This window comes from Kluyvera sp. CHPC 1.251, from assembly GCF_036759945.1.
In the GTDB taxonomy this organism is placed as follows: domain Bacteria; phylum Pseudomonadota; class Gammaproteobacteria; order Enterobacterales; family Enterobacteriaceae; genus Kluyvera; species Kluyvera sichuanensis.
In genome coordinates, this window is the sequence record NZ_JAPKIC010000004.1 from 372,655 (window position 1) to 398,884 (window position 26,230).

General features: G+C 54.3%; 23 protein-coding genes. 13 read left to right on the forward strand and 10 right to left on the reverse strand.

All coding sequences use genetic code 11. The features are described from left to right. Positions 1-179: 179 nt before the first annotated feature. Complete coding sequence (locus tag V6940_RS10860; protein WP_333495862.1) at positions 180-1,775, reverse strand: ABC-F family ATPase; 1,596 nt, start codon at positions 1,773-1,775, stop codon at positions 180-182. Between the two features lie 218 nt (positions 1,776-1,993). Between V6940_RS10860 and ldtB the strand changes: the two genes are divergently transcribed. Continuing rightward, positions 1,994-2,914 (forward strand): L,D-transpeptidase, encoded by a 921-nt coding sequence (gene ldtB, locus V6940_RS10865; RefSeq protein WP_185666758.1) that lies wholly within the window; start codon positions 1,994-1,996, stop codon positions 2,912-2,914. Positions 2,915-2,959: 45 nt separating this feature from the next. On the opposite strand, the gene V6940_RS10870 is transcribed toward ldtB, so the two are convergent. The 4 genes from V6940_RS10870 to mntR form a co-directional block, all read right to left on the reverse strand. Continuing rightward, positions 2,960-3,676 carry a GntR family transcriptional regulator gene (locus V6940_RS10870; protein WP_333495863.1) on the reverse strand — a complete coding sequence of 239 codons (717 nt, stop codon included), beginning with the start codon at positions 3,674-3,676 and terminating at the stop codon, positions 2,960-2,962. A gap of 12 nt (positions 3,677-3,688) precedes the next feature. Continuing rightward, positions 3,689-5,068 carry a glycoside hydrolase family 1 protein gene (locus V6940_RS10875; RefSeq protein WP_333495864.1) on the reverse strand — a complete coding sequence of 460 codons (1,380 nt, stop codon included), beginning with the start codon at positions 5,066-5,068 and terminating at the stop codon, positions 3,689-3,691. Between the two features lie 229 nt (positions 5,069-5,297). Next, positions 5,298-6,416 carry an anion transporter gene (locus V6940_RS10880; RefSeq protein WP_333495865.1) on the reverse strand — a complete coding sequence of 373 codons (1,119 nt, stop codon included), beginning with the start codon at positions 6,414-6,416 and terminating at the stop codon, positions 5,298-5,300. Continuing rightward, positions 6,413-6,886 (reverse strand): manganese-binding transcriptional regulator MntR, encoded by a 474-nt coding sequence (mntR, locus tag V6940_RS10885; protein ID WP_185666682.1) that lies wholly within the window; start codon positions 6,884-6,886, stop codon positions 6,413-6,415. The genes V6940_RS10880 and mntR overlap by 4 nt, the downstream gene beginning before the upstream one ends. Before the next feature lie 181 nt (positions 6,887-7,067). Between mntR and mntS the strand changes: the two genes are divergently transcribed. From mntS to V6940_RS10900, 3 genes are all read left to right on the forward strand, one after another. Then, complete coding sequence (gene mntS / locus V6940_RS10890; protein WP_333495866.1) at positions 7,068-7,193, forward strand: manganase accumulation protein MntS; 126 nt, start codon at positions 7,068-7,070, stop codon at positions 7,191-7,193. Positions 7,194-7,450: 257 nt separating this feature from the next. Beyond that, the gene (locus V6940_RS10895) at positions 7,451-9,031 is read left to right on the forward strand and encodes a phosphoethanolamine transferase (RefSeq protein WP_333495867.1); all 1,581 of its coding nucleotides are present in this window, start codon (positions 7,451-7,453) and stop codon (positions 9,029-9,031) included. Between the two features lie 117 nt (positions 9,032-9,148). Further along, positions 9,149-10,102, forward strand: a complete 954-nt coding sequence (locus V6940_RS10900; protein ID WP_333495916.1) for a nickel/cobalt transporter — start codon at positions 9,149-9,151, stop codon at positions 10,100-10,102. Positions 10,103-10,164: 62 nt separating this feature from the next. Here the strand turns inward: V6940_RS10900 and ompX are convergent, their stop codons facing one another. Further along, positions 10,165-10,677, reverse strand: a complete 513-nt coding sequence (gene ompX, locus V6940_RS10905; protein ID WP_185666685.1) for an outer membrane protein OmpX — start codon at positions 10,675-10,677, stop codon at positions 10,165-10,167. A gap of 353 nt (positions 10,678-11,030) precedes the next feature. Between ompX and rhtA the strand changes: the two genes are divergently transcribed. From rhtA to glnQ, 5 genes are all read left to right on the forward strand, one after another. Then, positions 11,031-11,918, forward strand: a complete 888-nt coding sequence (rhtA, locus tag V6940_RS10910) for a threonine/homoserine exporter RhtA (RefSeq protein WP_333495868.1) — start codon at positions 11,031-11,033, stop codon at positions 11,916-11,918. A 292-nt stretch (positions 11,919-12,210) separates the two neighbouring features. After that, the gene (gene dps, locus V6940_RS10915) at positions 12,211-12,714 is read left to right on the forward strand and encodes a DNA starvation/stationary phase protection protein Dps (protein ID WP_123651747.1); all 504 of its coding nucleotides are present in this window, start codon (positions 12,211-12,213) and stop codon (positions 12,712-12,714) included. 363 nt (positions 12,715-13,077) lie between these two features. Beyond that, the gene (gene glnH / locus V6940_RS10920; protein ID WP_185666687.1) at positions 13,078-13,824 is read left to right on the forward strand and encodes a glutamine ABC transporter substrate-binding protein GlnH; all 747 of its coding nucleotides are present in this window, start codon (positions 13,078-13,080) and stop codon (positions 13,822-13,824) included. A gap of 122 nt (positions 13,825-13,946) precedes the next feature. After that, positions 13,947-14,606: a glutamine ABC transporter permease GlnP gene (gene glnP / locus V6940_RS10925; protein ID WP_185666688.1), complete on the forward strand. Its 660-nt coding sequence runs from the start codon at positions 13,947-13,949 to the stop codon at positions 14,604-14,606. Beyond that, the gene (glnQ, locus tag V6940_RS10930; protein WP_333495869.1) at positions 14,603-15,325 is read left to right on the forward strand and encodes a glutamine ABC transporter ATP-binding protein GlnQ; all 723 of its coding nucleotides are present in this window, start codon (positions 14,603-14,605) and stop codon (positions 15,323-15,325) included. The genes glnP and glnQ overlap by 4 nt, the downstream gene beginning before the upstream one ends. Positions 15,326-15,368: 43 nt before the next feature. Here the strand turns inward: glnQ and rlmF are convergent, their stop codons facing one another. Beyond that, a complete protein-coding gene (gene rlmF, locus V6940_RS10935) occupies positions 15,369-16,295 on the reverse strand; it encodes a 23S rRNA (adenine(1618)-N(6))-methyltransferase RlmF (RefSeq protein ID WP_333495870.1) in 927 nt (308 codons plus the stop codon). A 96-nt stretch (positions 16,296-16,391) separates the two neighbouring features. On the opposite strand from rlmF, the gene V6940_RS10940 reads away from it, so the two are divergent. The 4 genes from V6940_RS10940 to ybiJ all read left to right on the forward strand — a co-directional run bounded on the left by V6940_RS10940 (position 16,392) and on the right by ybiJ (position 21,237). Continuing rightward, complete coding sequence (locus tag V6940_RS10940; RefSeq protein ID WP_333495871.1) at positions 16,392-17,012, forward strand: flavin reductase family protein; 621 nt, start codon at positions 16,392-16,394, stop codon at positions 17,010-17,012. Between the two features lie 493 nt (positions 17,013-17,505). Beyond that, on the forward strand, positions 17,506-19,788 hold the full coding sequence (locus V6940_RS10945; protein ID WP_333495872.1) for a catecholate siderophore receptor Fiu: 2,283 nt from the start codon (positions 17,506-17,508) through the stop codon (positions 19,786-19,788). A gap of 46 nt (positions 19,789-19,834) precedes the next feature. Further along, positions 19,835-20,512: a PKHD-type hydroxylase YbiX gene (ybiX, locus tag V6940_RS10950; protein WP_333495873.1), complete on the forward strand. Its 678-nt coding sequence runs from the start codon at positions 19,835-19,837 to the stop codon at positions 20,510-20,512. Positions 20,513-20,976: 464 nt separating this feature from the next. Beyond that, a complete protein-coding gene (gene ybiJ, locus V6940_RS10955; protein ID WP_185666760.1) occupies positions 20,977-21,237 on the forward strand; it encodes a DUF1471 family protein YbiJ in 261 nt (86 codons plus the stop codon). Positions 21,238-21,384: 147 nt separating this feature from the next. Here ybiJ and ybiB read toward each other — a convergent pair whose 3' ends face one another. The 3 genes from ybiB to rhlE form a co-directional block, all read right to left on the reverse strand. Next, positions 21,385-22,353, reverse strand: coding sequence for a DNA-binding protein YbiB (gene ybiB / locus V6940_RS10960; RefSeq protein ID WP_333495874.1), 969 nt, complete (start codon positions 22,351-22,353; stop codon positions 21,385-21,387). Positions 22,354-22,415: 62 nt separating this feature from the next. Next, positions 22,416-24,569 (reverse strand): ATP-dependent DNA helicase DinG, encoded by a 2,154-nt coding sequence (gene dinG, locus V6940_RS10965; RefSeq protein ID WP_333495875.1) that lies wholly within the window; start codon positions 24,567-24,569, stop codon positions 22,416-22,418. A 96-nt stretch (positions 24,570-24,665) separates the two neighbouring features. Beyond that, positions 24,666-26,045 carry an ATP-dependent RNA helicase RhlE gene (gene rhlE / locus V6940_RS10970; protein ID WP_333495876.1) on the reverse strand — a complete coding sequence of 460 codons (1,380 nt, stop codon included), beginning with the start codon at positions 26,043-26,045 and terminating at the stop codon, positions 24,666-24,668. Positions 26,046-26,230: the final 185 nt, after the last annotated feature.

The window sequence follows — 26,230 nt, forward strand, 5'->3', positions numbered from 1 at the left end:
AATAAAAGCCAGCATCGCCTCTTCCGCCATCAATGAATATGCGGGAGTCATTTCTTCATAAAATTGTGCAGGAATTATGGTGTGAAGAGGGTTTCGAGAAGTTGTTGATGAATGCTTTGTTAGCAGTTATGTCGAAAGAATTCCCGATGGCACGCACGCCATCGGGAAGCGATACGGAATTAACCGTCGATACCTTTGCTACGCAGGTAATCTTCGTAGTTGCCGCTGAAGTCCACCACGCGCTCTGGGGTAATTTCAATCACGCGGGTCGCCAGCGAGCTCACGAACTCACGGTCGTGGGAAACGAAGATCAGGGTGCCCTGATACATTTCCAGCGCCATGTTCAGTGATTCGATAGATTCCATATCCAGGTGGTTGGTTGGTTCATCCATCACCAGAATGTTTGGTTTCTGCATCATCAGCTTACCGAACAGCATGCGGCCTTTCTCACCACCGGACAGCACCTTCGCAGGCTTCTTGATATCGTCCTGGCTGAACAGCAGACGGCCAAGGAAGCCACGAACAACCTGCTCGTCGTCGCCTTCCTGTTTCCACTGGCTCATCCAGTCAAACACGGAGAGATCGTTATCGAAATCTTCGGCGTGATCCTGCGCGTAATAGCCAATGCTGGCGTTCTCGGACCATTTCACGGTGCCGTTATCCGGTGCCAGTTCGCCAACCAGGGTTTTCAGCATGGTGGATTTACCGACGCCGTTGGCACCGATAATGGCGATCTTCTCGCCCACTTCCATCATCAGGTTGAAGTTTTTAAACAGCGGGCCATTATCAAAACCTTTGGTCAGCGCTTCAACTTCCAGGGCGTTACGGAACAGTTTCTTCTCCTGTTCGAAACGGATGAACGGGTTCTGACGGCTGGAGGCTTTCACTTCGTCGAGCTTGATTTTGTCAATCTGACGGGCACGAGAGGTGGCCTGACGAGATTTAGAGGCGTTGGCGCTAAAGCGGCTAACGAACGACTGCAGGTCAGCAATCTGCGCTTTTTTCTTGGCGTTATCGGCCAGCAGACGCTCACGCGCCTGGGTCGCTGCGGTCATGTACTCGTCGTAGTTACCGGCGTACACGCGCAGTTCACCGTAGTCGAGGTCAGCCATGTGGGTGCAGACCATGTTCAGGAAGTGACGGTCGTGCGAAATGATGATCATGGTGCTGTCGCGTTCGTTCAGCGTCTGCTCCAGCCAGCGGATGGTGTCGATGTCCAGGTTGTTCGTCGGTTCATCGAGCAGCAGGATGTCTGGGTTAGAGAACAGCGCCTGCGCCAGCAGCACACGCAGTTTCCAGCCCGGAGCCACTTCGCTCATCAGGCCGTAGTGCTGCTCCAGCGGAATGCCCACGCCCAGCAGCAGTTCACCCGCGCGTGATTCCGCAGAGTAACCGTCCATTTCGCCGTAAAGCACTTCGAGGTCGGCCACTTTGTAGCCGTCTTCTTCGCTCATTTCCGCCAGACCGTAGATGCGGTCGCGCTCTTGTTTCACTTCCCACAGCTCGCCGTGACCCATGATCACGGTATCGAGTACGGAGTACTCTTCGAAGGCGAACTGATCCTGACGCAGCTTACCGATACGTTCGTTCGGATCGAGGGAAACGTTGCCCAGCGTCGGTTCTAAGTCGCCGCCGAGAATTTTCATAAAGGTAGATTTGCCGCTCCCGTTTGCGCCAATCAGGCCGTAACGGTTGCCGCCGCCAAACTTGACGGAGATATTTTCGAACAGCGGCTTACTGCCAAACTGCATGGTAATGTTGCTGGTAACTAACACGGGAGTATCCTGAAGAATGTGACAAACCGCCTATTCTGCCACAATTCCGAATAAAAAGCGCCCGCCTTCGCCAGTGACTAAACTGTAACTCAAGTGAAAAAAATGTGATTTCGTACACATCCGAATTCCCTGCGGGGAGGAATGCACATATAATGCGCTCCTACCAACAGTCTGAATTCTCAAACAACCGCTGTAATGGCACTGATACCTCGCACAACATGAACATGAAATTAACTACGCTTTTCGCTGCGGCGCTTGCTGTCGTAGGCTTCTGTAATTCGGCATCGGCGGTAACCTATCCGCTGCCAACCGATGGAAGCCGCATTGTCGGTCAGAATCAGGTCATCACCATTCCTGAAGACAATAAGCAACCGCTGGAATACTTCGCGGCCCAGTACCAGATGGGTCTGTCTAACATGCTGGAAGCTAACCCTGGCGTGGATACCTACCTGCCGAAAGGCGGTAGCGTGCTGAACATTCCTCAGCAGCTGATCCTGCCGGACACCGTGCATGAAGGTATCGTTATTAACAGCGCAGAAATGCGTCTGTACTACTATCCGAAAGGCACCAACACCGTGATCGTGCTGCCAATCGGTATCGGCCAGCTGGGTAAAGATACGCCTATCAGCTGGACCACCAAGGTAGAGCGTAAGAAAGCGGGCCCAACCTGGACCCCAACGGCGAAAATGCACGCCGAATATGCCGCAGCCGGTAACCCGCTGCCAGCCGTCGTTCCGGCCGGCCCGGATAACCCGATGGGTCTGTACGCGCTGTATATCGGTCGTCTGTACGCTATCCACGGCACCAACGCTAACTTCGGTATTGGCCTGCGCGTGAGCCACGGCTGCGTTCGTCTGCGTAACGAAGACATCAAATTCCTGTTCCAGAACGTGCCGGTCGGTACTCGCGTACAGTTCATTGATGAGCCTGTGAAAGTGACCACCGAACCAGACGGCAGCCGCTTTATGGAAGTTCACAACCCACTGTCTACCACCGAAGCGCAGTTTGAAGGCGGCGAAACCGTTCCGGTTGTGCTGACTAAAGCGGTGCAGAGCGTGACCAGCCAGGCTGACGTTGACCAAAGCATCGTTGACCAGGCGGTTAAAAACCGTTCCGGTATGCCAGTTCGTCTGAACTAATTGCCTGACGAAATAAAAATGGCGGGTTAATCACCCGCCATTTTTTTATCCGTTATTCACTATCACGATGCCGCCATGGTCGTAGCGATAGTGGCAGTGCGCGTACTCCAGCGGCGTGCCGTCATCCAGATAGATAACCTGCTCCACCTCCAGCACCGGGTCGCCGGGCTCACAGCTTAGGTGCTGCTGATCGAGCGCATCGGGTTTAATGGCCCGCACCACCCGATACGATCCCATCATCTTCAGACCCAGGTTTTCCTGCACGTAGCGAAACACCGAGCTTTCAAGATGCGCTTTGCTTAACCCCGGCACCAGCGATACCGGCATCACGGTCATATCCAGCGACAGCGGTTCGCCGTTGAGCAGACGCAGACGGACAAAGTCATAAACCGGCGCGTCGGCGTTGACCAGCAGCGAAGCCTGCTCTTTTTCCGTGGGGAAGCGCAGCTCAAAGCGAATGACCTGGCTTTCCACGGTGCCAAGATGCTCCCAGGTTTCGGTAGCCCCGGAGTAGTCGGCTCCGGGAACATCCCACTGGGAGAGTTGCAGGAAATTCTTGCGCACAAACGTGCCCTGCCCCTGGCGGGTATACACCAGCCCTTCGACGATCAGCTGGCGCATGGCCTGCTGTATCGTCATCCGGCTGGTACCGAACTCTGCCGCCAGCGCAAACTGGTCGGGTAATGGTTCAGAGGCGGAATACTGCCGACTGATAATCCGTTTTTTAATTTCCCGCGCTATCGCGATGTATTTCGCCGCCATGACCCACTCCTGTTATTTCATCTCTTCGCCGTTGCTATGAATCGCCTTTTTCAGCCATTCATAGCTTTTCTTCGGCACACGCTTCAGGTCTTTTAAATCGTGGTTTTCACGGTTGACGTAGACCACGCCGTAACGTTTACGCATATCTCCCTGCGAACTCAGAATATCAATCAGCCCCCAGCCAAGATAGCCAATGACCTGCGCGCCATCTTCAAACATCGCCGCTTTCATGGCGTTGATATGGTCACGATGATAGGCAATGCGATAGTCATCTTCGATGATATGTTCGCCATCCCAGGATTCAATCACCCCAATGCCGTTCTCAATCGGGAATACCGGCAGGCGCCAGTCATTGTAATAGCGGGTAATAATACTGCGAAAACCGAGCGGGTCTATCTGCCAGTTCCACTCCGTGGCTTTCAGGTGTGGGTTCGGCGTGTCGCCAAACAGCATATAGTTGTTCACCGCCGTGCCTTCCGGAATAGCGTCACTGTTGAGCGTACGGCTGGCGTAGTAGCTGAAGGCCATGTAGTCGTTTTTCATGGTCGCCAGCACCGCCAAATCTTCCTCACGGTAGATGTCGTCAAACCCTGACTGCTTAACGAAGTGCATCACTTCCGGGCTGTAGCCCTCGCCAGCAAAGGCGCGCAGCAGGTTCTGGTTGAAGAACTCATCCAACTGTTGGGCGCAGAACACATCGCGCGGCTTGCAGGTGGCCGGATAAACCTGAGCGTGCGCCAGCATCCCACCCATCAGCTTGCCCGGTTTGGTGTCGTGCAGGTAGTTGGTTAGATGCGCGTGGGCCATCATGACGTGATGCTGAATTTCATAAAGCTCGCGCAGGGTTTTGTCGCCGCGCATATAGCCGGAGATCAGGAACGTTTCCGGCATATGGTAGAGATTTTGCTCGTTAAAGGTCAGCCACCAGGTCACCTTGTCACCGAAGCAGTCGATCACTTTTTTGCCGTAGCGGATAAACGCGTCCATCACGCGGCGGTCGGTAAAGCCGTTATATTTTTCTGCCATCGCCAGCGGCATATCGAAGTGGTACAGGCAGATCATCGGCTCAATACCACGTTCAATCAGGGCATCGATGAAACGATCGTAGAAGGCAATGCCCTCTTCGTTGAACTCGCCGTCGCCGGTTGGACACACGCGACTCCAGGCAATCTGGAAACGGTAGCAGTTCATGCCCAGGTCTTTCATTAAATCGAAATCTTCTTCATAGCGATGATAAGAATCCGTCGCCACCTTCCAGTCAGAGGCGAACTCTTTCGGTTCGCGAATATCGTATACCGACATCCCCTTGCCGCCTTCATTCCAGGCGCCTTCGGTCTGCATGCTGGAAACAGAGTTGCCCCAAAGGAAGTTGGCGGGCAGTGATGGTTTCATGGTTCGGCTCCTATATGACTAGTCATTTAAATTTCATGACTAGTCATATAACGCAAAGATGAAAAAGCACGCAACCCTGAAGATCGTTTTTTGTGAGTCGGAGAGGGTTTTTCCCTGAAGATAAAGGATCGATTATGTAGGCCGGATAAGGCCGCGCCGCCATCAGGCAATCTGCGCCAGAGTGCCTGATGACGCTACGCTTATCAGGCCTACACGATCCCGCAAGAGGCTACAAGCGGTTGACGAGGGTGAGCAGTCCGTACCCCACCACCGCCGCCCACAGCAGCATCGGGATAGAGTACAGGTGGAAGCGCCACCAGATGCGTCGGTCCGCCGCCATACGCAGGGCAATCAGGTTCGCCAGCGAGCCGGGCAGCAACCCGAAACCGCCGACGTTTACCGCCCACGCTAGCAGCAGCGATGGCGGCACGTAGTTGAGCAGCAGGATGGTCGATGGGACGTTGCTGATAACCTGCGACAGCCCAATCGCCGTGAGCCAGAGCGACGCATCAGACAATCCGCTCACCCCACTCAACACCTGATGCAACGCGGGAAGCTGGGTCAGCAGGTGTACGTCGATAAACATCGCCATAAACACCAGCAGCAGCGTCCAGTCCACGCTGAACACGACGCGTCGCGCCAGGATCAAAAATCCGGCTGCCACGATCGCTAAGCCCCACAGCTCCTGCTTCATTTCAAGTGCGGTAAGAAACACAAGGTAGAACGCCAGACAGCACCACACCAGCCGCGGCTGCCAGGTCGGTGTGATATCACTGCTCTGAAACTGCAGCTTTTTCGCCGGGAAGCAAAACCAGCATAGCACCAGCAGCGTAGCCATCATCGCCAGCGCCAACGGCAGCATTTGCAGGGTAAATGCCGGGAACGACAGGCCAGAACGCCCCCACAACAGGATGTTCTGCGGATTACCGATAGGCGTTAACAGTGACCCGGCGTTAACCGCCAGCGCTTCGAAAATAATCAGCCGATTAATCGGTAACGCACACCATTTTTTCAGCGTTAAGGTCAGCGGCACCACGATAAACAGCGCTACGTCATTGGTGAGAAACGTTGAGAGCAGCGCCGCCGCCAGCACCATAAACAGCGCCAGCTGCCGCTCGGAGGCGAAGCGACGCGCCATTTTGCGTCCGAGGACATCAAAATAACCGCTCTGCTCTACCCCTTTGGTCAGCAGCATCAGGCCGCTCAGGGTAATGATGGTGTGCCAGTCAATGGCCGCAGGCCAGCGTGATGGCGCAAAGGGAACGAAAAAGCTCAGCAGAACGCCGACGATAATCAGCAGGTGCAGAAAACGGTCGCGGGCGAGCGACCGTATAAAAGGGAGGTTCATTCCACGTATTGCCCGTGCTTCTGGGTAAACTGGCGGAACATGTCCAGCGTCTCTTCGCTGACATGGTGCTCAATGCCTTCCGCGTCACGGCGAGCGGTATCGGCGCTAACGCCCAGTACCAGCAGAAAGTTCTCCACTACCTGATGACGTTCGCGGCTCTCTTGCGCTAGCTTCTCCCCTTCCGGCGTCAGGAATACACCACGCCATGGGATCTGTTCAATCAGCCCAACGCCTGCCAGGCGCTTGAGCATTTTAGCCACCGTCGGCTGCGAGACGCCAAGACGGGCGGCCATATCCACCTGTCGCGCTTCCCCTACTTCGCGGATTAAATCAGAAATCAGCTCAACATAGTCATCAATCAGCTCCCGGCGATGCGCTTCACGCACCTGTCGGAACCCCTCGACGTGTTCTTCAACGTTAACCAGCTGCGTCGCTTTTTTTGTTGTTGGCGTACCTGCGCGGCGGCTCATAGCACTTCCTCATCTGTGTGACGCCTGAACGCGTCATATCAAGTGGGCCCATTGTAATGGATTGTGACCCGAGCACAAAAATTTAACGTTTTAGCCATAGCTATAAAATATAGCCTGTGCTATATCTGTATGTAATGCAAACGCTCATCACGGAATGACGGGCAAAATCGCAGGAGGAACCATGAACGAATTCAAGAGGTGTATTAGCGTGTTTAGTCATTCTCCTTTTAAAGTCCGGTTAATGTTGATTGGTATGCTGTGCGACCTGTTCAACAATAAACCGCAGCAGGACTCTCAGTCCCACTAAGCGGCGAGCGCATCGCCGCTTCATCTTTCCGTCACAATTCGGTGGCAACCTACCCAATTTCGCCCAAAAACCCCGATTATTTTCTGGTTTTGCAATCCTCCTCCCAAAACAATTCGTTATCAGTAGTTGACCCAATAATAAGCACGCTTTATCTTTGCGCAGCCCTGTACTTTGCTTCCCCCTCTTCACGCATTGTCTGGCCAATAAAGACCCCTTGACGCCAGGGGATGCGCATGGCGTTTTTATAGTTGCTATCTATGAATCTAACCCTGAAAGAAACCCTCGCTGCACGTGGGCTTGCCCTGAGCCCGTGGACGGGATTTTATTTTTTACAATCGATCCTGATTAACCTGGCGCTGGGCTATCCCTTTAGCCTGCTCTATGCCGTCGCCTTTACCGGTGTCCTGCATTTGCTGTGGTGCACAGTGCCAAAAACGCAGAAGGTCATTCTGGGGGTTTATTCTCTGGTAGGGGCGCTCTATTTTCCCTTTAGCCAGGCCTACGGTGCGCCGAACTTCAACACCCTACTGGCGCTGCACTCCACCAACGTCGAAGAGTCGACGGAAATCTTCACCATCTTCCCGTGGTATAGCTACCTCGTTGGCCTGTTTATTTTCGCGCTCGGGGTCATTGCCGTTCGCCGTAAAGTTACCGACAAAAAGCGTTGGGGCAGGATGGAAACGCTGTGTCTGGTGTTTTGCATCGGCGTGTTCTTCGTCCAGCCGATACAAAACCAGATGACCGGCTGGGGCTTTAAACTGAGAGATACCGGCTACCCGGCCTTCCGTTTCGTCAAAGACATCATCGTTAACAACAACGAGGTGATTGACGAGCAGCGGCGCATGGCTGAGCTTTCCAATATGAAAGACACCTGGAACGTGCTCGCCGTGAAGCCGAAATATCACACCTACGTGGTGGTGATTGGCGAAAGCGCGCGCCGTGATGCGCTGGGCGCGTTTGGCGGCCATTGGGACAATACGCCGTTTGCCAGTTCGGTGAACGGCAATCTGTTCACCAACTATATTGCCGCCAGCGGCTCAACGCAGAAATCGCTGGGGCTGACCTTAAACCGCGTGGTAGATGGTAAACCGCTGTATCAGGATAATTTCGTCACCCTCGCCAACCGCGCGGGTTTCCAGACCTGGTGGTTCTCCAACCAGGGGCAGATTGGCGAGTACGATACGGCGATTGCCAGTATCGCCAAACGCGCCGATGAGGTGCACTTCCTGAAAAACGGTGATTTCGAAGCGGACAAAAATACCCGTGATGAAGCGCTGCTGAAAATGACCGAGCAGGTACTTTCGACCGCGCGCAGCCAGCCGCAGCTGATTGTGCTGCATCTGATGGGTTCCCATCCACAGGCCTGCGACCGCACCCAGGGCAAATATGCGCAGTTTGTGCAATCGAAAGAGACCTCATGCTACCTCTACACCATGACGCAAACCGACAGCCTGCTCAGCCAGCTGTACGATCAGCTGCGTCGCAATACCGACAGCTTCTCAATGGTCTATTTCTCCGACCACGGGCTGGCGTTTAAAGAACGCGGTAAGGCGGTACAGTATCTGGCGCATGATGATAAGTACCAGCAGAACTTCCAGGTGCCGTTTATGGTGCTTTCCAGCGATGACAAAAAACACAACGTCATCAAGGCGCGCCGTTCCGCCAACGATTTCCTGAGTTTCTTTTCGCAGTGGACGGGGATCCAGACCCAGGAGATCGTGCCGAAGTACCGCTTTGTCTCCTCACAGAAAGCCGGCAAGGTCTACATCACCAACTTCCAGTTACAAAAAGTGGATTACGACACGCTGAAAACCGATCTGTTTGATCCTAAAAGCTAATTCGTTCCTTCCCTGCTCTTGCTATCCGCTCGCTGTGAAATCCTGCAGGCGGATAGCAAACCCGTCAGACTCTGCATTACTATACTGTTCTCAACTCCTCTCACCGCGAGCCTGATGATGATCGCACAACGTCTTACGCGCGACTGGCGTATTCCTACTGCCGGGATGATGCTGCTGCTCTTACTCGCTACCGCATTCAGCCTGCACACCCACTGGAACGCCTTTATTCAGTGGTGCCTAGCGACACAAATCACCCTGCACCGCTATCTGGTGATGTATTTGCTACAGCTCAATAATCACGAATACAGCGGCGGACTGTGGCTTTTAACCGGCGCGTTCTTCTATGGCGTGCTGCATGCCGTTGGGCCAGGACATGGCAAATTTATCGTCACTACCTATCTCAGCACCAACCGTGAGAGCCTGGTTGCCGCCCGCGTAGTGCCCTTTATCGGCAGCCTGATGCAGGGCATCAGCGCGATTCTGTTTGTCTTTATTCTGGCGGTGGGCTTAAACCTGGCCTCCGGCGATCTCAGCACCAGCCGCTGGTACGTTGAGAAAATCAGCGCGGTCATGATTGGTGCGTTTGGGCTGTTCGTTATCTATCAGGCGCTGAAAAGCCTGCGCCCGCGCAAAATAACAATCTCATCGCTCAAACCGCTGCACCAGCACGATGAACAGTGCGGCTGCGGGCATCACGGCGTGGGGGCCTCGCTGACGCAAAGCGACTGGAAAACCCGTCTGGGAGTCATTCTGGCGATCGGCGCCCGGCCGTGCAGCGGCGCGATTATGATTCTGATGTTCGCCAATGCGCTCGGTATTGTCAGTTGGGGGATTGCGACAGTGATGACAATGGCCTTTGGTACAGCGCTGTCTATTCTTGGGCTATCGCTTGCCGTACGCTATGCGCGTGAAAGGACGGTCGCCTTTTTTGGCGGCGCGGCGGGACAGCGTTGGGTGATGCCGGCGGTTAAAGTGGCCGGAGGCGTGATGCTGATTCTCTTTGCAACCGTGCTGTTTTTAACGGTCATTCCTATCAGCGCCAACGGGGATTACATCGCGGCAGGCTGCTAGTCTGCTGGACAACGGGCATAAAAAAGGGGTCATTAAGACCCCTTTTTACATCACCGAAGTGATTAGAAGCGGTAACCTGCACCCACGATCCAGGTACCTACGTCAACGCTACGAATGCGAGACTGCTCGTAGGATACGTCCAGAGCAACGTTCTCGATCGGGTTGAACTGCAGACCAGCACCGTAGGAGAAACCGTAGTCGCTGGTGCTGTTGTTGTTTTCTGGGAACTGGTTGTACTGTGCTTTACCGTAACCAACACCGACTACGCCATAGATGCTAGCCCAGTCGTTGATGCGGTAAGCAGGACCAGCAGTAATGCCGTAGTACTGACCTTTAGTGTAGAAGTCGTTCTGAGTGTCGCTCTTAGCCGTGTAGGTGAAGGAGCCGATCACACCCAGTGGGCTGTTGTCTTCTTCGTAACGGTATTTCAGGTTGAAACCGCCCGCTTTGTTAGCAACGCCCTGCATATCGCTCTGAGCGTAACCACCAGTAACGGTAGAAGTTGCAGCTACGGCAGTACCTGCGGAGATAGCCAGTACAGCGGCCAGTGCTGAAAGACATGCAATTTTTTTCATAACCACCTCAAATGTGCTTCTAATAAATCCTAAGTTTTAAATATATCAAAAATTGTTAAGAAACTCTTTCGACCAAACGCTGTCTAAGGGCATCAATGATGTAACATTTTGTTTCCATCTATCGCTATCCCTTTCATTAACCAGATATTTTTACCTTAAGTCTTATCTCTACGTCGGTAAAATTCAGGTTAATTTTTCCAGATTATTCCTGGTTTGACAGGCCAAAATGTCCTCGACTGAAGAAATTCTACCCCTTCCATGACACTTTTTTTTCAACAATCCCTCAACCGTAGCCGACTATTTCAATTACACTGCCGGTTTTACCTCTTTTGACAAAAGCTGACAGGAAGAAGATGCCCGGCACGCCCCGCAAGGTACCGTCATGGTTACCCATACTCGTTATTCTTATCTCAATGGTCTCTATCCAGAGCGGTGCTTCGCTGGCTAAATCATTGTTTCCTCTGATCGGTGCCCCAGGCGTTACCGCGTTACGTCTGGCGTTAGGCACCCTAATCCTCGTCGTGGTGTTTAAGCCCTGGCGACTGCGCTTTGCCAAAGAACAGCGGCTGCCGCTGCTCTTTTATGGCCTCTCGCTTGGCGCCATGAACTACCTCTTCTATCTATCGTTGCAGCGTATTCCGTTGGGTATTGCGGTGGCGCTGGAGTTTACTGGCCCGCTGGCGGTAGCGCTCTTTTCATCACGTCGCCCGGTCGACTTTATCTGGGTGATTCTGGCAGTCGCCGGTCTGTGGTTCCTGCTGCCGCTGGGCCAGGATGTCGCGCACGTTGATTTAACCGGCGCACTGCTGGCGCTGGGGGCCGGTGCAGGCTGGGCAGTGTATATTCTGAGCGGGCGACGTGCCGGTGAAGAGCATGGCCCGGCAACCGTGGCCATGGGCTCGCTGATTGCAGCAATCGTGTTTGTGCCGCTGGGAGCATTGCAGGCAACGGATGCGCTATGGCATTGGTCGATATTACCGCTGGGGCTTGCTATCGCCGTGCTCTCCACGGCGCTGCCCTACTCACTGGAGATGATTGCCCTCACCCGTTTGCCGACGCGAACCTTCGGGACGTTGATGAGCATGGAACCGGCGCTGGCCGCCCTCTCCGGGATGGTTTTTCTCGGCGAGATGCTGACCTTCAATCAGACGCTGGCGCTGGGTGCTATTATTATTGCATCGATGGGTTCAACGCTAACCATGCGGCAGGAAAGTAAAATTAAAGAGGTCGATGTCAGTTAGGTTTTTTATATTATGCATAGTGCACGCCACTATGCATAATAACCCCATGCGATTGCATAACTTTTTATTTCATATCAATAAAACAGTCTTAAAAATATTATCACCTCGCTTTAAAAATTATAACCAACTGTTTTAAATGGAAAATATCAAACCCATTGCCGTTACTATCAAACCTATAGGCAGAATCAGAAAATACCGTTCCGGTGACGGTGCTATACTTGTTTTCGTTAATTCATGAGGACGCAGATACACACGACTTTATAGGTGTATCAGATCAAGAGGATATATGATTATGAGTACTGCAAAACTGGTTAAAACGAAAAATGCCCATCTGCTCTATACGCGTAACGACGTTCCGGATAGCGAAAAACAGGCGACCGTTGCGTTACTCAATCGTCAGGTTCTGCAGTTTATCGATCTGTCATTGATTACCAAACAGGCGCACTGGAACATGCGCGGCGCCAACTTTATCGCCGTTCATGAGATGCTCGACGGCTTTCGTACTGCGCTGACCGATCATCTTGACACCATGGCAGAACGTGCCGTACAGCTCGGCGGTATTGCGCTTGGCACCACTCAGGTGATCAATGCCCAGACCCCGCTGAAAAGCTATCCGCTGGATATCACCAGCGTGCAGGACCACCTGAAAGCGTTGGCGGAACGCTACGCCATCGTAGCTAATGACGTACGCAAAGCCATTAGCGAAGCAAAAGATGAAGATACCGCCGACATTTTCACCGCCGCGTCTCGCGATCTCGACAAATTCCTGTGGTTCATCGAAGCGAATATTGAATAACCTTAAGTAAAACCGGTCTCCTTCCCGTCGCCCGACGGGAAGGCTTTCGCACCAAAAAAGTGCACGATAACGGTTATAAACCCCGCCAAAGTAAATCAATTGTAATAATCACCTCACACAATCGTTAATAAAAGATTGTTTTCTCCCCTACGTTTGCGCTAAAAATCACCATACTTAACAACATCTTTTTCACGCACTACTTTGGTGCCCCTTAATGGTGCATATGGACATTTATCCTGCCGAAATTGTGCAACGCCAAAATCATTATTTGTTAATAAACAACGAATTGTAATGTTGGCACGATTTTTTCATATATCGATTGTTCTCGCAGGGGATCGCCCCGTGGATATAAAAGGAAATGCTATGAAGTCTATGTTTAAAGTTTCACTGGCTGCACTCACCCTGGCTTTTGCAGTTTCTTCTCATGCTGCAGACAAACAACTGGTTGTGGCAACGGACACGGCGTTCGTTCCGTTTGAATTCAAACAAGGCGACAAGTACGTCGGCTTTGATATCGATCTGTGGGCCGCGATTGCGAAAGAACTGAAGCTGGATTACACCCTGAAGCCAATGGACTTCAGCGGCATTATCCCAGCGCTGCAGACCAAAAATATCGACCTGGCGCTGGCAGGCATTACCATTACCGACGAACGTAAAAAAGCGGTCGACTTCTCCGATGGCTACTACAAAAGCGGCCTGCTGGTGATGGTTAAAGCCAACAACAACGACATTAAAAGCGTGAAAGATCTCGATGGCAAAGTGGTTGCTGTGAAGAGCGGTACCGGTTCTGTTGATTACGCGAAAGCCAACATCAAAACCAAAGACCTGCGTCAGTTCCCGAACATCGATAACGCGTACATGGAATTAGGCACCAACCGCGCTGACGCGGTACTGCACGATACGCCAAACATTCTCTACTTCATCAAAACTGCCGGTAACGGTCAGTTCAAAGCGGTAGGTGAATCTCTGGAAGCGCAGCAGTACGGTATTGCGTTCTCTAAAGGCAACGACGAGCTGCGCACCAAAGTTAACGGCGCGCTGAAAACGCTGCGCGAGAACGGCACCTACAACGAAATCTACAAAAAATGGTTCGGTACTGAACCTAAATAAACCTACCTGACTGATCAGGTTCTGTAACGCCCGGTGGCGCATGCGCTTACCGGGCCTACAATTTTAGTCAGCACGCGTTGACTCATTTTTTTATTTTCCACCACGGTATACAGGAATACATCATGCAGTTTGACTGGAGCGTCATCTGGCCAGCCATTCCAATTTTATTGGACGGCGCCAAAATGACTCTGTGGATTTCGATCCTTGGCCTGGCGGGCGGTATTATTATCGGTCTGCTGGCGGGGCTGGCCCGCACCTACGGCGGCTGGATTGCTAACCACATTGCCCTCGTATTCATTGAAGTGATCCGCGGTACGCCGATCGTCGTACAGGTGATGTATATCTACTTCGCCCTGCCGATGGCCTTCCCGGATATTCGCATCGACACCTTCACCGCTGCGGTGATCACCATCATGATCAACTCCGGTGCCTACATTGCCGAAATCACCCGTGGCTCGGTGCTGTCGATCCATAAAGGTTTCAGCGAAGCCGGTCTCGCGCTCGGTCTTTCCCGTCGCGAAACCATTCGTCACGTGATTATGCCGCTGGCCCTGCGCCGCATGCTGCCCGCACTCGGCAACCAGCTCATCATCAGTATCAAAGATACCTCGCTGTTTATCGTTATCGGTGCCGCAGAGCTGACCCGCAGCGGTCAGGAAATTATCGCCGGGAACTTCCGCGCGCTGGAAATCTGGACCGCTGTTGGCGTTATCTACCTCATTATCACGCAGGTACTCAACATCGTGCTCCGCGTTCTTGAAAGAAGGATGAAAATCCTGTGATTGAATTTAAAAATGTCTCTAAGCACTTTGGGCAAACCCAGGTGCTACATAACATCGATCTCAACGTCAAGCAGGGTGAAGTCGTGGTGATTATCGGGCCGTCGGGTTCCGGTAAATCGACGCTGCTGCGCTGCATCAACAAGCTGGAAGAGATAACCAGCGGTGAGCTGATCGTCGATGGTCTAAAGGTCAACGACCCGAAAGTGGACGAACGCCTGATCCGCCAGGAAGCGGGTATGGTGTTTCAGCAGTTCTATCTGTTCCCACACCTGACAGCGCTGGAGAACGTGATGTTTGGCCCAACCCGCGTGCGTGGTCTTAATAAAGCCGCTGCGGAGACGCTGGCCAAAGATCTGCTGGCGAAGGTCGGCCTTGCCGAGCGCGCTCATCACTACCCTTCTGAGCTTTCCGGCGGCCAGCAGCAGCGCGTAGCTATTGCCCGTGCGCTGGCGGTGAAACCGAAGATGATGCTGTTTGATGAGCCTACGTCGGCGCTTGACCCGGAACTGCGCCACGAGGTGCTGAAGGTCATGCAGGATCTGGCGGAAGAAGGCATGACGATGGTCATCGTGACCCACGAAATCGGTTTTGCCGAGAAAGTGGCGTCTCGCCTGATCTTTATTGATAAAGGCCGGATTGCCGAAGATGGCAACCCGCAGGAGCTGGTGAAGAACCCACCAAGCCAGCGTCTGCAAGAGTTCCTGCAGCACGTCTCCTGATGCTAACGCCGTTTATTCCCCCTTGGGATAAACGGCGTTTTTCTTAGCGTTTGCGCGCCAGGAAACGACGACGCTGTTCGTCATCCATAAACGACCAGGCGATAAAGCGACTCTGCTTCTGTCCCTGCGCCATCTCTTTTTTGACGACCTTCACCGCACCCACATCAGTCAACGCACGGTACAGCGGCGGCAGGTTTTCGCCTTTGGATACCAGCGACGTAAACCACATCACCTGACGAGCAAAACCTTTACTCTCCGCGATCATCTGTTTGATAAAGGCCACTTCCCCACCTTCACACCACAGCTCTTGCTGCTGGCCGCCAAAGTTCAGCGCATCGTCACGGTCCTGCCCCAGATTACGACGCTTACGCTCGCTGCCCGCACGTGCCGCAGCCGCCGAATCGTGGAACGGCGGGTTGCACAGGGTGGCATCGTACTGTTCATTTTTGTGGATAACGCCGTTGAACATCGCCGTCGTATCCTTCTGGCGACGCAGACGGATCATACGGTTCAGCGATGGGTTCGCGCTCAGGATAGCCTGCGCGCTGGCAAACGCCTCAGCGTGCGTTTCGCTGCCGGTGAAGCGCCAGCCGTATTCATGCGCGCCAATCAGCGGATAGATACAGTTCGCACCGACGCCGATATCCAGAATGTTGGCCCCTTTTACTACGTTACCGCTCTCATCGCTGAGCAGGTCGCCCAGGTGGTGGATATAATCCGCGCGCCCTGGTACCGGTGGGCAAAGAAAACCTTCCGGAATATCCCACTCTTTGACCGCATAGAAGTGCGCCAGCAGCGCTTTGTTCAGCGTCTTCACCGCCAGCGGATCAGCGAAGTTGATGGTCTGCTCGCCCGCCGGGCTAAGGGTAATAAAATCGCACAGTGCGGGAACGGCCTGGCACAGCGCCTCGAGATCGTAGCGACTATGATGACGGTTACGCGGGTGTAAACCCGGTTTTTGGGTACTCATGACTTTCTCCTGTCGTAATGCGGCGTAAGATACCCGTTGACGACGGTGCGGTAAATAAGGGAGTCTGGATTCCTGCTTCTAAATAACAGGTGCGCTATGTATTTTTATGAGCCTTCCCACGGACATGGGCTGCCTCACGACCCGCTCAACGCCATCGTCGGCCCGCGTCCTATCGGCTGGATTTCCTCCGTCGACCCGCAGGGGCGACGCAATCTTGCGCCCTACAGCTTTTTTAACTGCTTTAACTATCGCCCACCGATCATTGGTTTTGCCAGCAGCGGCTGGAAAGATAGCGTGCAGAATATTGTCGAAACCAAAGCATTCGTCTGGAATCTGACCACCCGCGATTTAGCCATCGCAATGAACGAAACCTCCGCCACGCTGCCACACGGCGAGGATGAGTTTACCCGCGCGGGGCTCACGGCCATAGACAGCCGGTTGGTGAAAGCGCCTCGCGTGGCTGAAAGCCCGGTTAACTTCGAGTGCCGCCTGTCGCAGTGCATTCAGCTCACCGGTGCGGACGGTATCGCCGTCGAAACCTGGCTGGTGCTCGGCGAGGTGGTCGGCATTCACATTGACGAATCGCTGCTGGAAAACGGTATCTACCAAACCGCCAAAGCGCAGCCGGTGCTCCGCGCCGGCGGTCCGTCGGCCTATTACACCATTGATGAGCGTCATCGGTTTGACTTAATCCGCCCGGATGCGCGTCAGGCCTGAATAATACCTTCCCGGGGCCGGCGTAAACGCTTCGCCCGGGGTACGCGCTAAAGTGTTACCTATGTTTCCGGTTTGCACCGTTATAGCGCCTTGCCTATCACACTTGCGACAACATAATCTTCAACGCTGTATAGCTCAAATCATCAGTTTTTCTTGTGCATGACAGCACGCAAATTTTAACGCCGAGCCACCCCGGGGTCGGCGTTGACGCCTCGTCCGGGCGACGAATCTGTAGCACGGACGAGCGCAGCGACTCCGGGAGCTCTCTCCAGATGTGTAATCCTTATGTATAAAAAATGAAGAAACTGTAAAGCAATGTATTTATTTTTAGCTCAATGAGTGATAAAAAGTTACGCGTTTTGATAATGCTTCTCACAATCATTATCAACATCATTTAAAAAAACATTAAGCAACCTGCAGTGGCAAAGGGGACATGGTGTGCCCGGTTGTCATCTTTAACATCGCTTTTAAAAATTATAAGACGCTCATTGATATGGATAAAAATCGCACTACCCCGTTCAGCAGCTTTGGCTCGCTCACCTTCTTTACCGGACTGTGCATTGGCCTGACGCCTGCTGCTCAGGCCGCGGACAGTAAAGAAAAAGGCCAGGGAGATACGCTGGTTGTTGAAGCGCAAGCCCCATCGCTGTATGCCCCAACAAAATCAGCCGACCCGAAATTCAGCCGCCCGATTGCCGACACCACGCGTACTGTGACGGTAATTTCCGAGCAGGTTCTTAAGGATCAGGGTGCTACCAACCTGACCGACGCGCTGAAAAACGTGCCGGGCGTGGGCGCATTCTTTGCGGGTGAAAACGGCAGTTCATCGACTGGCGATACCATCTATATGCGCGGTGCAGATACGTCGAACAGTATCTACATCGACGGCATTCGTGATATCGGCAGCGTGACGCGTGACACCTTCAACACTGAACAGGTAGAAGTGATTAAAGGCCCGTCTGGTTCAGACTACGGCCGCAGCGCGCCGACGGGCTCGATCAACATGATCAGCAAGCAGCCGCGCCTGGACTCTGGTATCGATGCTTCAGCAAGCGTAGGCAGCGCGTGGTATCGCCGCGGCACGCTGGATCTGAACGAAGCTATCGGCGACACCACCGCCGTGCGCTTAAACCTGATGGGGGAAAAGACCCACGACGCCGGGCGTGATAACGTGAAAAACGAGCGCTACGGCGTTGCCCCTTCCATTGCCTTTGGTCTCGGGACGCAAAACCGTCTGTACCTGAACTATCTGCACGTCACCCAGCACAACACGCCGGATGGCGGTGTACCAACCGTAGGTCTACCGGGCTACTCCGCGCCAAATGCAGCGACATCGGCGCTCAATAGCTCAGGCAAGGTGGATACGCACAACTTCTACGGCACCAACTCAGACTACGACGACTCCACTACCGATACGGTGACGATGCGTTTCGAGCATGATTTCAACGACACCACCACCATCCGTAACACCACCCGCTGGTCGCAGATTAAGCAGGACTATCTGATGACGGCAGTGATGGGCGGGGCAACTAACATCGGTCAACCAAACCCTAATGATGTCGGTACCTGGACCTGGACACGCAACGTCAACACCAAAGACGTGAGCAACAAGATCCTGACCAACCAGACCAACCTGACTTCGAAGTTCTACACCGGCGCTATCGGCCACGATATCAGCACCGGCGTCGAGTTTACCCACGAGCAGCAGACGAACTACGGCGTCTATCCGATGACCGCCCCGGTGGTGAATCTGTATAACCCGAACAGTAACGTCAACATCGGCAACCTGAGCCGTAGTGGCGCTAACGCTAACGGCCAGACCGATACCTTTGGGGTCTACGCGTTCGACACGCTGCAAATTACCCGTGATTTTGAGCTGAACGGCGGCATTCGCCTGGATAGCTATCACACCGAATATGACAGCGCCTCACTGTGTGGCGGTACGGGCCGTGGCGCGGTTGCCTGCCCAGCGGGCGTTGCCAAAAATACGCCGGTCACCACCGTCGATGCGACCAAATCGGGTAATCTGGTCAACTGGAAAACGGGGGCGCTGTATCACCTGACGCAAAACGGCAACGTCTACGTCAACTACGCCATCTCCCAGCAGCCTCCGGGCGGCAGCAACTTCGCGCTGGCCGCTGGCGGCACGGGCAACAGCGCCAACCGTACCGACTTTAAGCCGCAGAAAGCCAAAACCAGCGAGGCGGGCACCAAGTGGGAGCTGCTGGATAAACGCCTGCTGCTGTCGGCGGCACTGTTCCGTACCGATATTGAAAACGACGTTGAAGCCAACGACGACGGCACCTATTCGCAGTACGGCACCAAACGCGTAGAAGGCTATGAGATCTCCGTGGCTGGCAACATCACCCCGGAATGGCAGGTCATTGGCGGCTTTACGCAGCAGCGAGCGACCATCCAGCAGGGTGCTGATGTCGCGCAGGACGGCTCATCTTCACTGCCGTACACGCCGGAGCATGCATTCACCTTGTGGAGCCAGTATCAGGCAACCGATGCCATTTCCGTCGGTGCGGGTGCACGTTATATTGGTAGCATGCGCCGTGGTACTGATGGTGCCGTCGGCACACCAAACTCCACCGACAGCTACTGGGTTGCCGATGCTAAGATTGGCTACCGCGTGAACAGCACGCTCGACCTGCAGTTAAACGCCTACAACCTGTTTGATACCAACTATGTTGCCTCGATCAATAAGAGCGGCTATCGCTATCATCCGGGCGAGCCAAGAACCTTCGTGTTAACGGCTAACGTACACTTCTAAGTATCATCGTGGGGCGCAAGCCCCACTTTTTTAAGGAGAGATTCCCATGATGTACCGCATTCCTGGCGTATTGAACGCCGACGAGGTTCGCCTGCTTGTTGAAGAGCTGGACCAGGCGGAGTGGGTAGATGGTCGAGCGACCGTCGGCGCGCAAGGGGCGCAGGTTAAACAAAATCAGCAGGTCGACACCCGTAGCGAACGTTACGTCCGCCTGCAGGCGAAAGTGCTGGAGGCGGTGAATCGCCACTCGCTGTTCTTCGCCGCAGCGTTGCCCAGGACGATCTCCAGCCCGTTGTTCAACCGCTATCAGCAGCAGGAGACCTACGGTTTTCACGTCGATGGTGCGGTACGCCAGCATCCGCAAAGCGGCTGGATGCGCACCGACCTCTCCGCCACGCTATTTTTGTCAGACCCGGAGAGCTATGAGGGCGGCGAACTGACGATTAACGATACCTACGGCCAGCACGCGGTGAAGCTTCCGGCGGGCGATTTGGTGCTCTACCCTTCCAGCAGCCTGCACTGCGTCACGCCGGTGACGTCAGGCGTCCGCATTGCCTCCTTTATGTGGATTCAGTCAATGATTCGCGATGACAAACGCCGCGCCATGCTGTTTGAGCTTGATGGCAATATTCAGTCTTTAAAACGTCGCCATGGTGAGTCGGACGAGGCGCTTTCGCTGCTTAATCTCTACCATAACCTGCTGCGGGAATGGTCGGAAATTTAGCCCAAAACATTTCTCAAATTTTATGATGGAGATACACGGGGCTAGCGGATAATCCGGCTATCAGTGGCAATCAAAGGTAAACCGCTCCATCAAAAAACAAACTAATGACAAAAGTTTACATCTAATCAATTTATTGGAATATAATGCTAATTAAAGCCGATTAACCCAGCCCTGATGACAAATCTATACCTGCATATACAGAGCAATCGGTTATCTTTACGAGCATGCTTTTTGGCAAATAAAGTGACAAATTGTGCGCTAGATCGCGCTCTTACCGCTAGACATCCCGCAAATGCATTCATTTCATGAATATTTTATTAATAATCAATACATTAATAATTGTTCAAATTTTTTGAGCATGGACATCAATTCTCTTCGATTTATTCCGTCGAAAAAAAACGTGATACTTCTCACATCGACGGAAACAACGTCATCCGAACAACATCACCTGCGAGAGATTAATGATGAAAACGATTAAATATGCTGTTGCTGCTATTGCCCTTTCTACCCTGTCTTTCGGTGCTTTTGCTGCACAACCGGTTACTCAGGAACAAGCGCAGAAAATGAATGAAATTGGTGTGGTATCCGCTAACGGTGCAAGCACGCTGGATGGTCTGGAAGCAAAACTGGCGCAGAAAGCCGCTGACGCAGGCGCATCCGGTTACAGCATCACCTCGGCTAACACCAACAACAAAGTTAGCGGCACCGCGGTTATCTACAAATAACCAACCGATGTAATACCCCGTGAGCCTGACCTCTCGCGGGTGCTCCAACCCTCATTGAACTTGTTGATACCCTTATTTGCCCGGCCGCCACGCCGGGCTTTTTTTGCGTGGAATTTGGGGATGCTGTTTTCCCTAGGTCACTCCGGCTTAATACGACTGCGCGACTCGTGCCAGCCCTTCGTCCATACTCTGCACTTCCCCCGTCGCCAGCAGGCAGCACGCGAGCTGAATTTTCAGCGAATGCGGCACCGGCTCAACGCCCGCCACACAGCGTTCAATCCACTGAGCGGTGATTTCTGGATCCTTGCTCGACGGCAGCACCACTTCCGTCTCCAACTGCTCGCTCTGACGTTCATTGACCACTCGCGCCCCTTCAGCATCAATCAGGGTAATCTGTGGGCAACGCTGTGGGTTGGCGTACACCTCGCCTTCCGTCCCGTGCATCAGCAGGCTGCGCCCACCGATATCGGCAAAGAATTTCGCAACCTTCCCTACGTATTCGGGGTGCGACACGCTGGACAGACGCAGCGCGGCGCGCTCTTCAAACGGCGTGGCAAGCTTCGCCAGCGTATGGGCACTGTTGCGTACGCCAAGCTGCCAGCGGAAATTCAACTGTCGTTCCAGCGGCGGACACAGCGCGCCAACCGGAATATAAACCGGCTGATGGCCTTCAAGCTTCGCCTGCGCCTGACCAGCGTGGCGAGTAGGTTCAATGCCCATCAGGGCGAAAATGGTTTCCGTAATCACCCGAGTCGGGTCTTCACTCACGCCGTGCACCACCACCGGGAAGCCCAGCTTGTGCAGCAGCATCGCCAGCAACGGCGTCAGGTTGGCCTGTTTACGCGCGCCGTTATAGCTCGGAATGACGATAGGCATTGGCTTGCCTGCCGGCGGCGTTAAGCGCAGCGTCTTTTGCTGCATCGCGTCGTAGAAGCCGAGCATCTCCGCTTCGCCTTCGCCCTTAATACGCATGGAGAGCAAAATCGCACCCATTTCCAGGTCTGGCACGTCGCCATCCAGCATATGGCTATACAGGCCGCGTGCGGTGTCCTGGTCCAGGTCACGAGCGTGATTTTTCCCGCGCCCGATTTCTTTGATGATTTTGCGATAATCCATGTGCTGCTCCTTTTACATGCTCATTCGGCGGCTTCGTCCCGACGGCACAACGCTCGACCGGGCTACCGTTTTTTACGGCGCGGCGATTTGGGTTTCGCCGTGGGGGCTTTTTGCTTCACTTCCGGCACTTCCGGGCGTTCAATCGGGAAAACCGGTAACGCATTCAGTAAACGCTTACCGTAGTTTTTGGTCAACAACCGCTTATCGTAGATAACCACTTCGCCCCAGCAGCCGTGGCTACGGATAAGGCGCCCAACCTGTTGGATCAGGTTAAACGATGCGCTGGGCAGACTCTGCACTTCAAAAGGATAGCGGTTGAGGCTTTTCAGCCACTCCCCTTCAGTGATCACCACCGGGCTATCGATCGGCGGGAAGGCAATTTTGTGGATATGCACCTGGGTGAGCAGGTCACCTTTCAGATCCAGACCCTCGGCAAATGATTGCAGGCCAACCAGCACGCTACGCTCACCGTTCTCCACTCGCTTACGGTGCAGTTCCACCAGCCGATAGCGCGGCTGATCGCCTTGCACCAGCAGCATCAGCCGTAGGTCGGTGACGTACTCAAGGAAACGCTGCATCGCGCGCCCGCTGGCAAACAGCACCAGCATGCCGTGATGTTTTTTACTTTCAACCTGCTCGCGGAAGTAGGCCGCCATCTCAGCAATATGCTGCTCTTCGTTGTCGATAAGCGGCTCATACTGCATCTGCGGAATAACGATTTTTCCCTGTTCGACGTGGTTGAACGGCGAATCCAGCGCGACAAAGCGATCGCCCGCCTTCTCCTTCAGGCCGCTCATCTCCTGCAGACGGGAGAAGCTGTTCAGTGAACGCAACGTTGCCGAGGTGACCACAATGTGCGGCACACTGCGCCACAGCAGACGTTCTAGCTGATCGCTCACGCGAATGCCCACGCAGTGGAACCAGACGTGCATCTGCCCATCGCGCGCATCACGTGTCGCCCACTTGGTGACTGGCGCGCCCGATGCCTGAGAAAGTGAAGCCAGCCGCCATAGCTTGCTTTGGGATTCAAACATGCCCAGAGCGCGGTTCATTTGCAAAATAATGCGGTGCAGTCGCACGATATCGTGACTGCCGGTTTTTTCACTCAGATCGTTTAAGAACAGTTCGGCAAGCCCGCGCAGCATCTCGGTAAGCTTGGCCAGGCGCTGGCAAATCTCCATCACCTCATCGGGCAATTCGCCCATCGGGAAGCGGTGTTCGGCCTCCTGAGTGACCGGCAGATAGAGGTTCAGAATATTGTTTAGCGAGGCAATCAGTTCGTACAGCTCTTCGCAGTGGGCATTCAGCCGTTCCGGCAGCGCGAGCGGCGGTGTGGTTTTCGGGCGGAACTGTTCCATGCAGGTCGCCACCAGTTTGCTGAAGAGATCGAGCTGCAGCCGATACCACGGTGCGGTAATCTCCGCGCTCATCTCCAGCGCATCACGAGCAACATCAGGCAAATGGTGGCCTTCATCCAGCACCAGCAGCAGGTTTTTCGGCTCTGGCAGCACCGCTTCGCTCTCCATCGCGGCCATCACCAGCGCATGGTTGGCGACCACCACTTCCGCTTCCTGAATTTCTCGGCGAGCGACGAAGAACGGGCATTCGCGGTAGTAGTGGCAGTTGCGGTTCAGGCAGCTGGCTTTGTCGGTGCTCAGGCGACGCCACAGATCATCGTCAATGGCGATATCGGTGTGATCGCGCAGGCCGTCCCACTTATAGCCGTCAAGGTCACCCTTCAGCTTTGCGCAGCGCTTCTGCTCTTCCTGATTGTTTGGCGTGAGTTCGTCGTCGAGGAACGCCAGCAGGTCCTGCTGGTTCGGCTCGGTGCTGGCCAGCGCCGCCAGATTACGCGGGCAGACATAGCGCCCACGGCCAAAGGCCGCGGTAAAGCGCAGGTCGGGGATAATTTTGCGCAACAGCGGCAGGTCTTTACTGTAGATCTGATCCTGCAAGGCGACATTGGCGGTACTGACCACCAGCGTTTTTTGCTCTTCGCGGGCAATGGCAATACCGGGGATCAGATACGAGAGCGTTTTCCCGACGCCGGTCGGTGCTTCAATCGCCAGGTGTCGCCCTTCTTCTCCCGCCAGCGTTTTGGCGACGTCCGCAATCATCTGCCGCTGCGGCGCGCGGGGGATAAAGTCGGGGATCTGTTCCTGAAGCGCCTTATACCAGGCGGCGATTTGCGCTTTTAGCGCAGCGGTCAAAGCCATGAGAAAACCTGAGATACTGTATAAACAGCCACTATTGTGGCATTTTCTGTACGCCGCCGCAAAAAAGAAAGCCCGGCTTTCGGCCGGGCTCGCAATTTACTGCGCTGCTGCAGGTTTACGCGGACGGCGCGGTGGACGTGGCTTATCGCCTGCCGGCTTGCCCTCTGCGCTGCGCGGTTTGGCTTTCGGCGCACCGCCATCGCTACGACGCGGCGGCTGCTGGCTGCGACCTGCACCCTGGCCTTGGCCCTGACCGCGACCACGGCCACCGCCGTTGCCACCGTTACCGCCGCCACGCTGCTGGCGACCGTTCTGAATCGGCTCGGCTTTGATCGACGGATCGACGTCATAACCATCGAGGGCGATACGTGGGATCTCTTTCTTCAGCAGGCGTTCGATGTCACGCAGCAGTTTGAGTTCATCAACACACACCAGAGACAGCGCTTCACCAGTGGCCGCCGCACGGCCGGTACGGCCAATACGGTGCACGTAATCTTCCGGCACGTTCGGCAGCTCGTAGTTCACCACGTGCGGCAGTTCTTCGATATCCAGGCCACGCGCCGCGATGTCGGTTGCCACCAGCACGCGAATATCACCGGATTTAAAATCAGCCAGCGCACGCGTACGCGCCCCCTGCGATTTGTTGCCGTGGATTGCCGCGCTGCGGATGCCGTCTTTGTTCAGCTGCTCCGCCAGATGGTTCGCGCCGTGTTTAGTGCGGGTGAAGACCAGCACCTGCTGCCAGTTGCCCTGGCCAATCATCTGCGACAGCAGTTCACGCTTACGCTTTTTATCAACCATATGCACATGCTGCATCACCTGCTCGGAAGCGGTGTTGCGACGCGCCACTTCGATTTCCAGCGGGTTGGTCAGCAGCTTTTCAGCCAGTGATTTGATGTCGTCAGAGAAGGTCGCGGAGAACAGCAGGTTCTGACGCTTGGCAGGCAGTTTGGTCAGCACGCGGCGGATATCGTGGATAAAGCCCATATCCAGCATGCGGTCCGCTTCGTCCAGCACCAGAATTTCAATCTGGTCCAGTTTCACGGCGTTTTGATGTTCGAGGTCCAGCAGTCGACCTGGCGTTGCCACCAGAACGTCAACGCCGCCGCGCAGCTTCATCATCTGCGGGTTAATGCTCACGCCGCCAAAGACCACCAGCGAACGGATGTTCAGGTAGCGGCTGTACTCACGGACGTTTTCGCCAATCTGGGCGGCCAGCTCACGGGTTGGCGTGAGAATCAGCGCGCGCACCGGACGACGACCTTTAACGTGCGGCTCGCGGGAAACCAGCAGCTGCAGCAGCGGCAGCGTAAAGCCTGCGGTTTTACCGGTGCCGGTCTGCGCGCTAGCCATCAGGTCACGGCCCTGCAGTACAGCGGGAATCGCCTGCTGCTGAATAGGAGTGGGTTCCTGGTAGCCCTGCTCAGCAACGGCACGCAGAATATCGGGGTTCAGTCCGAGGGAATCAAAAGACATACATACTCCACACCCACCCCGACCGCACGCGGTGTAGTTTTCGAGGGGATAAAAAACGGGGGAATGACAAAAACCACAATGTCATGAAGGGGCGGAGTGTAGCAGTTTTTGTGATGCACCGCATAAATTATCCCCTCCGGGGGAGAAAACAAGATTATTCACCAGACTGGACAAGTTTAAAAACG